Origin of the sequence: Mesorhizobium sp. WSM4976, assembly GCF_029625685.1 — a bacterium.
GTDB lineage: Bacteria > Pseudomonadota > Alphaproteobacteria > Rhizobiales > Rhizobiaceae > Mesorhizobium.
The window spans coordinates 35,051-41,577 of the sequence record NZ_JARTVT010000041.1 but is presented as its reverse complement, the minus strand read 5'-3'; the positions used below and the strand labels follow the sequence as shown (position 1 = coordinate 41,577).

The window sequence follows — 6,527 nt, the reverse complement described above, 5'->3', positions numbered from 1 at the left end:
TCACGGTGGCGCGGGACCAACGCCCAATCAGCTCTTAAACTGATTCAACGCAATCGTGAGGTTGCCTGATGAGCGAACCCCTGCTGGTCCTCGACAATGTCACCAAGAACTACGGCGCCATTCAGGCGCTCCGCGGCATCAGCTTTTCGATCGGACGCGGCGAGGTTGTGGCCCTGCTCGGCGACAACGGCGCCGGCAAGTCGACGCTGGTCAAGATCATTGCGGGCGGGCTGGAGCCGACCTCGGGCCGCATGCTTTTCGAAGGCAAGGAATTCCTCGCAAAATCTCCGGCCGAGGCCAAGGCCGCCGGCATCGAGACCGTCTACCAGGACCTCTCGCTCTGCACCAATGTCGATGTGGTCGCGAACTTCTTCATGGGACGTGAGATCACCCGCAAGGTGCTGGGTGTACCCGTGCTCGACGAGCGCGCCATGGAAGCGGTGGTCGGCAGGGCGCTGGCCAATGCCGGCACGCGTATTCCGTCGCTGCGTACGAAAGTCGAGCATCTCTCTGGCGGCCAGCGGCAGGCGATCGAGCTCAATCGCTTCGTCCATTGGGGCGGTAAGCTGGTGCTGCTCGACGAACCCTTCGCCGCGCTCGGTGTCGAACAGACCCGTCGCGGCCTCGACATGATCCGTCAGGTGGCGAGCCAAGGTATCGGCGTCGTCATCATCACCCACATCATGCAGCAGGCCTTCCAGGTCGCCGACCGGATCGTGGTGATCCGCCAGGGCGTCGTGGCCGGCGACGTTGCCCGCAACAAGACAAGTCCCGACGCGGTGATCAACATGATTACCGGGGAGACGCTCGCCGGTGCCGGACCGGCGGGCTGAGAAACAATGAGGGGTCCGGCGCAAGAGGAGCGAACGACATGAAGCGACTGCTACTTTCTGTCTTCGGTATCCTGGCACTGGCCATTGCCACGCTAACGCCGGCATTCGCCCAGTCCAAGGGTACCGTCTATTACCTGGTCCCGACATTGCTTGACGAATTCCAGACCGGCTCGGTGAGCGCGCTGGAGCTGTTCCTGAAACAGGTCGGCTATGAGATGAAAACACTGAACGCGGACAACAAGACCGACGCTCAGCAATCGCAGATGAATGACGTTATCGCGCTGAAGCCCAAGGCGATCATCCTTGCCGCGGTCGATTTCAACGCGTTGAAGCCGTCCGTCGAAGCCGCCCGCGCTGCCGGCATCCCGGTGGTCGAGTTCGACCGCCAGATTACCGCGACGCCGTCCGACTTCACCTCGGTCGCAGGCACGGTAGAGATCGGTCACATCGCGGCCGACCAAGCCGAGGCCCTGCTGAAAGCCAAGAACGGCTCCGTCAAGGGCAAGATCCTCCAGGTGCTCGGCGATCCGGGCGATCCCTACACGCTCGATATCCAGAAGGGTTTCGAGGAGAAGATGAAGGCGTTTCCGGACGTCAAGATCATCTCGCTGCCGGCAATGCAGTGGGAAGCCAGCAATGCTGGCACCATCGTCGCCGACCAGATGCTGGCCAATCCAGACATCGACCTGATCTTCAGCCATGCCGCTCACCTCTCGGTCGCCGCGGTCGCCTCGCTGGAGGCCGCCGGCAAGAAGCCGGGCGATGTCATGCTGATGAGCTCGAACGGTGCGCCGGTCGGCCTCGATCTTATCCGCAAGGGCTGGCTGAACGTCGAGGTCGAGCAGCCGCTCTACGCCCAGGCCGCCGCCGTCGCCATGTTCATGGATAAGGTCGCCAACAAGCAGGAGATCAAGCCGGGCGACTACGACGTGCTCGGCCTGAAGTCCGTCGTGACCAAGGAAGCCTGGGGACCCAACATCAAGATCCCCGGCGCCGCGATCACCAAAGCAAACGTCGACAATCCCGCCTTCTGGGGCAACCAGAAGCCGCCGACGGATACGGTCAAATCCGTCGAATAGGCTTTTCCAGCAGAGCTCCGGGCCGCCGCGGCCCGGGGCCCGCAGCGCGTCCGCACAGAAGCGGTCGCGCCTCCCGTCCCGACGCCAACCGGATCGCCCAATGAATCCGCGCACTCGCCATAGTCTCGAGCTCGTGCTCGACAATCTCGTCTGGTTCATGCTGGTCTTCGTGCTGGCGGTTTTCTCACTCTTCATTCCGAACTTCTTCCAGCTCGGCATCTTCGCCAACATCGTCGAGGCTTCGAGCGTGCTGGGCGTCATGTCGATCGGCCTGGCGCTGGTCATCATTGCCGGCCACATGGATCTTTCGGTCGAATCAGTAGCCGCCCTCAGCGCCATGGCGGTCGGCATCATGTTCTGCTCGTCCGGCATCGGCCTCGGCGTGCAACTCCATCCGGATTGGCTGATGGTGCCGGTATCGCTCGCCATCGCGCTGGCGGCGGGCGCGACCATCGGTGTCATCAACGGGCTCCTCATCGTCAGATTGAAGATGAGCGCCTTCATCATCACGCTCGCTTCCTACATCTGGGTGCGCGGCCTCGTGCTGGTCATCTCCGGCGGCCGCTCTGCGCAAGACTTGGCACCGGCAATCCGCTGGTTCGGCATCCAGCGCCTCGCCGGACTGCCTCTCACCGCATGGATCGCAATCGGTTGCTTCGTGGTCTTCTCGCTTATTTTGGCCAAGACACCGTTCGGCCGGCATCTGGTGATGATCGGCGGCAACGAGACGGCGACCTTCCGCGCCGGCATCCGCGTCAACCGCAACCTGATCGTCGCCTTCGTGCTCGCCGGCGCCATTGCCGGGCTTGCCGGTTGGCTACTTGCCATCCGCACGTCCGGCGCCACCGCCAATCTCGGCGTCGGCCTCCTGTTCAACGCGTTCGCCGCCGTCGTCATCGGCGGCGTCAGCCTGAAGGGCGGCGTCGGCACGCTGCCAGGGGTTTATGCCGGCGTGTTGCTGCTGTCGGCGATCAACACGGCCATCAACCTGATGGGCCTGCCGGCCAATTTCACCCAGGTCATCCATGGTCTGCTGGTGCTGGCGGCGGTGCTGCTCGACGCTTTCAAGCAAACCATACGTCAAAAACTCGCATGACAGGACGACTCGCATGACAGGACGCATCGAAGGCAAGGTGGCGGTAGTCGTCGGAGCCGCGCGAGGCATCGGCAAGGGCATCGCCCAGCGCTTTGCCGAGGAAGGCGCAAGGCTGGTGCTCGCCGACAGCGAAGCCGAGGCCGGCCACGCGAGCGCCGATGAGCTCGGCGCGGCCTTCATTCACACCGACATTTCGAAGATGGCCGACGCGGACGCCGTTGTTGCATTGGCGCTGGAACGCCATGGCCGCCTCGACATCATCGTCCAAAACGCCGGCATCTACCCTTGGCAACTGATCGAGAACACCAGCCCGGAAGACTGGGACCGGGTCATGGCGGTCAATCTGCGCGGCGCCTTCAACACCGCGCGCGCTGCACTCCGACCGATGAAAGCGCAGCAGGGCGGCCGCATGCTCTTCACATCCTCGATCACCGGTCCACAGGTGAGCAGCCCCGGTCACGGTCACTATTCCGCCAGCAAGGCCGGCATCAACGGCTTCATCCGCGCCGCGGCCCTGGAGTTTTCCGGCTACGGCATCACCGTCAACGGCGTCGAGCCAGGCAATATCCTGACCGAAGGCATGAAGCTGCATCGCGACGCAGCTTTCATCAAGAGCATGGAAGACGCCGTGCCGCTTGGACGCCTCGGCACGCCGCGCGACGTCGCCAATGCCTTCCTGTTCCTGGCCTCCGATGACGCCAGCTACATCACCGGGACCACGATTGTCGTCGATGGCGGCCAGCTCCTGCCGGAAGGGCAGGATTTCCGCCTGACGCCGCCGTGATTCGTCGCGGCTTCGATCACCGCCCTTCCATCGCGGGTGCGACGGCGACGCCGCTCTTGAACGACCGGCTCGTTCATCGCCTATTCAACCGGCCTGTTGTAGCATAGTGAGCTTGAATCGCACGGAGGACAAATCGTGTCAAAAACCCCAAGCTTCTTGATTCGAATGGCATTGGCAGTGATCTGCCTCGTCGGCTTGGCCGCAACCGCCACAGCCCTTTTCCCCACCTCCGCTTCGGCCCAGCAACTGCGGCGATGCGCCAATGAAGGCGGAATATGCCGCCTGCCCTATTCCACGGAAGTGGTCTACGGCGCGCGCGGTCGAATGACCTCGCGTTTTTTCGATCGCCGAGCCGTGCCTTGCTCAAATCGCGTTTTTGGTGACCCGGCCCCGGGACGCGAGAAGGCCTGCTATTTCGTGGCGCGCGGCGGCGACTATGGCGGTGACGACAATTACGGGGGCGATTATGGCTCGCGCCCGGACAGCGGCGAATGGGTCGCCTGCGCCAGGGAGGGTGATTTCTGCGATTTCCGTGGCCGCGCGATGGTCAGATACGGCGCACGTGGCCGGTATACGCAAGACGTCTTCAGGAACGGCGTCGACTGCAGCAACGAGGCCTTTGGCGACGATCCCGCCCCGGGTGCTCACAAACGCTGCTACATCAGGCAGTAGGCCTGAATAAAGCCTCGACAAGGTGGCGGCCTTGAAAGGGCCTCCACCCTGCTTATACGGCCAGAACACGCGTCAAAGCGGTCGTGCAAGTAGAATTCTTGCGCTTGATTCCCTTAAGAAAATGGCGCGAGTGACGGGGCTCGAACCCGCGACCTCCGGCGTGACAGGCCGGCACTCTAACCGACTGAGCTACACCCGCGCACTGACGAGCACGTGTCAGGCGTGTCGTCGTTGGGGCGCTGGATAAGGGGTTCGTCTGCAGGTGTCAAGCGCGGCATTCAAGCATAACAACAAACAGGAGAAGGTTTTTTGACAACGGCGCTGGGGCGGGGGAAATCCGCCCTATGGCGGGCGCCTCAGGCCGTTCATTTGCCCTTGCGAATGCGGCCCTAACTGCTTAAAGGTCCGCGCTCAAGCGGGCGATTAGCTCAGTTGGTAGAGCGCTTCGTTTACACCGAAGATGTCGGCGGTTCGAGCCCGTCATCGCCCACCAGTCCGCCGAACAAGCTAATGCGAACGGCGAGATCTGCCTATCGTTGGCTCCTCGGAGTCACAAGTTCGAACTAACCAGTCCGCCCATTGGCATCAGCTTGCCGTTTCGGCATTCTCCACCCGCGCGAATGTCGCGGCAGGTTTGCCAATGGAGGGCCTTTCTCGGAACCATTCCAACCTTGTCCCGTTCCGCCCTCGGACGAAAAACGGGAGAGATCAGATGGCTGTGAGATGTCGCATTTCCATCGACGACGAGAGGAATGTCGACGAGCTTGCCTTCCAGGAATTGCCGCGGGGCGGCGAAAGCGTGTCGATACCGGTCGAGGGAGCGAACAGGGACCTCCGGGTGCTCCGCGTCGTGCATATGCCCGGCAGCGAGCAAGGCGCAACGACGATTCTGGAACTGACCAGCAGGATTCTGTAGCGCTATCCCCTTTTTATCATTCGCCCAGGACCACCCCGGATGCGATAATCTGGGCCGTCCGCTCGGTGAGCCTCTGGCGCTTCACGAGCGTGGGTTTTTCGTAAGGTTTCTTCATCCTGCCGTTCCAGCGTTGCAAAGCAGGAGGATGAACGCGCTCGTTTGAGGAGCGTTCCGGGTCAAGGCGCCGCTTGATAAACCGCGTGAACTACGAGCTCATGCCTTCGCGAGCAGCGCCTCGACCTCCTTGAGGGTCGGCATGGACGGCGCGGTGCCGTGGCGAGTCACTGAAATGCCGGCGACCGCGCAGGCGAAGCGCACGGCCTCCAGCGGCTCGACGCCCTTTGCCAAAGCGGCAGCCAAGCCGCCATTGAAAGCATCGCCCGCGCCCGTCGTCTCGACCACCGGACCGGCATTGACCGCGCCGACATGTTCGGAGCGGTCTTTGGTGTGCAGAAGCGCGCCCTTTTCTCCCAGCGTCACGATGACGGCGCCGACACCCTTGGCCAGCAGCGCGTCGGCGGCGCGGCGGGCGTCGTCGACCGACGACACCTTGATGCCGGTCAGACCTTCCGCCTCGGTCTCGTTGGGCGTGACATAGTCGCAGAGCGCGTAAATGCGGTCCGGCAGGCTGGCGGCCGGCGCTGGGTTGAGAATGGTCGTCACCCCTGCCCCGCGCGCGATCTCAAGTGCCTTCAAGGCTGCATCGATCGGCTGTTCGAGCTGAGTGACGAAGACTCCGGCGGAAAGGATGAGCTCGGCATGCGCCTTAATGTCTTCTGGCGAGATCAGCATCGCCGCGCCCGGACTGACGATGATGGCGTTGTTGCCGGTGCCTTCCTCGACGAAGATATAGGCCGCGCCGGTATAACTGTCAGGCGTGTCGATAACGGCGCTTTTCACGCCTGCGCCCTTCCAGGTCTGCTTGGCCATATCGGCGAACGCATCGACGCCGAGGCGGGTCAGGAAAGTGATGTCCGCGCCAAGCTTGCCTGCCGCCACCGCTTGATTCGAGCCTTTGCCGCCCGGGCCTAGCTTGAAGGAGTTGCCGAGGATCGTCTCGCCCATGCGCGGCTGGCGGTCGGCGCGATAGGCTGTGTCGGCGACGAACACCCCCAGGATCACAACAGGCTTGGCGGCAGCCATGTCC

The 6,527-nt window shown here is 63.0% G+C and carries 7 protein-coding genes and 2 tRNA genes; 7 read left to right on the top strand and 2 right to left on the bottom strand.

What is annotated here, in order from left to right; translation table 11 throughout:
* Positions 1-68: 68 nt before the first annotated feature.
* The 5 genes from P9272_RS32955 (at position 69) to P9272_RS32935 (ending at position 4,464) form a co-directional block, all read left to right on the top strand.
* Entirely contained in the window at positions 69-833 is a 765-nt protein-coding gene (locus P9272_RS32955; RefSeq protein ID WP_128257289.1) for an ATP-binding cassette domain-containing protein, read from the top strand.
* 38 nt (positions 834-871) lie between these two features.
* Positions 872-1,912: a sugar ABC transporter substrate-binding protein gene (locus P9272_RS32950; RefSeq protein WP_128257290.1), complete on the top strand. Its 1,041-nt coding sequence runs from the start codon at positions 872-874 to the stop codon at positions 1,910-1,912.
* A 100-nt stretch (positions 1,913-2,012) separates the two neighbouring features.
* Positions 2,013-3,008, top strand: a complete 996-nt coding sequence (locus P9272_RS32945; RefSeq protein WP_278164223.1) for an ABC transporter permease — start codon at positions 2,013-2,015, stop codon at positions 3,006-3,008.
* Positions 3,009-3,021: 13 nt separating this feature from the next.
* Positions 3,022-3,792, top strand: coding sequence for an SDR family oxidoreductase (locus P9272_RS32940; protein ID WP_128257292.1), 771 nt, complete (start codon positions 3,022-3,024; stop codon positions 3,790-3,792).
* Positions 3,793-3,957: 165 nt separating this feature from the next.
* Complete coding sequence (locus tag P9272_RS32935) at positions 3,958-4,464, top strand: hypothetical protein (RefSeq protein WP_278164220.1); 507 nt, start codon at positions 3,958-3,960, stop codon at positions 4,462-4,464.
* A 122-nt stretch (positions 4,465-4,586) separates the two neighbouring features.
* Here P9272_RS32935 and P9272_RS32930 read toward each other — a convergent pair.
* Positions 4,587-4,663: transfer RNA gene (locus tag P9272_RS32930), tRNA-Asp, on the bottom strand.
* A gap of 218 nt (positions 4,664-4,881) precedes the next feature.
* On the opposite strand from P9272_RS32930, the gene P9272_RS32925 reads away from it, so the two are divergent.
* Positions 4,882-4,957: transfer RNA gene (locus P9272_RS32925), tRNA-Val, on the top strand.
* A gap of 219 nt (positions 4,958-5,176) precedes the next feature.
* The gene (locus P9272_RS32920; RefSeq protein ID WP_278164218.1) at positions 5,177-5,380 is read left to right on the top strand and encodes a hypothetical protein; all 204 of its coding nucleotides are present in this window, start codon (positions 5,177-5,179) and stop codon (positions 5,378-5,380) included.
* Between the two features lie 213 nt (positions 5,381-5,593).
* On the opposite strand, the gene rbsK is transcribed toward P9272_RS32920, so the two are convergent.
* The gene (gene rbsK, locus P9272_RS32915; RefSeq protein WP_128257294.1) at positions 5,594-6,523 is read right to left on the bottom strand and encodes a ribokinase; all 930 of its coding nucleotides are present in this window, start codon (positions 6,521-6,523) and stop codon (positions 5,594-5,596) included.
* Between the last annotated feature and the right edge of the window lie 4 nt (positions 6,524-6,527).

Excerpts from the sequence above, each read along its gene's own strand:
- P9272_RS32955 (WP_128257289.1), top strand. The coding sequence starts at position 69 with ATGAGCGAACCCCTGCTGGTCCTCGACAATGTCACCAAGAACTACGGC.
- P9272_RS32950 (WP_128257290.1), top strand. The coding sequence starts at position 872 with ATGAAGCGACTGCTACTTTCTGTCTTCGGTATCCTGGCACTGGCCATT.
- P9272_RS32945 (WP_278164223.1), top strand. The coding sequence starts at position 2,013 with ATGAATCCGCGCACTCGCCATAGTCTCGAGCTCGTGCTCGACAATCTC.
- P9272_RS32940 (WP_128257292.1), top strand. The coding sequence starts at position 3,022 with ATGACAGGACGCATCGAAGGCAAGGTGGCGGTAGTCGTCGGAGCCGCG.
- P9272_RS32935 (WP_278164220.1), top strand. The coding sequence starts at position 3,958 with ATGGCATTGGCAGTGATCTGCCTCGTCGGCTTGGCCGCAACCGCCACA.
- P9272_RS32920 (WP_278164218.1), top strand. The coding sequence starts at position 5,177 with ATGGCTGTGAGATGTCGCATTTCCATCGACGACGAGAGGAATGTCGAC.
- rbsK (WP_128257294.1), bottom strand. The coding sequence starts at position 6,523 with ATGGCTGCCGCCAAGCCTGTTGTGATCCTGGGGGTGTTCGTCGCCGAC.